Below are 266 nucleotides of genomic sequence, written 5' to 3'. Positions count from 1 at the left end.
GGCGATGGTGTAGAACATCCAGCCGACCAAAGCGGCGAACAGTACGAACGGCGTCCACAGGGCGATCAGCGGATCGATCCTGCCGAGGCTGCCGATCGCCTCGGCATATTGGTTGATCTTGTGATAGGTGACCACCATCACGATCGCCAGGAACACGCCGAGCGCCGAGGTCGAGCGCTTGGGCGGGATGCCGAGCGCCAGCGCGAGCAGCGGCAGCAGGAACATCGTCGCCACTTCGACCACGCGGAAGTGGAACGCGGCGCGAC

Annotated in this window: 1 protein-coding gene; it reads right to left on the bottom strand. The window is 64.7% G+C overall.

What is annotated here, in order from left to right; translation table 11 throughout:
• A partial coding sequence (locus tag ACEN88_RS35550; protein ID WP_413347101.1) for an LptF/LptG family permease occupies nucleotides 1-266 on the bottom strand: 266 nt, incomplete at both ends.

Source organism: Massilia sp. CT11-108 (assembly GCF_047302915.1).
Lineage (GTDB): Bacteria > Pseudomonadota > Gammaproteobacteria > Burkholderiales > Burkholderiaceae_D > Telluria > Telluria orientalis.
This window is presented reverse-complemented; position numbering and strand designations above follow the sequence as displayed.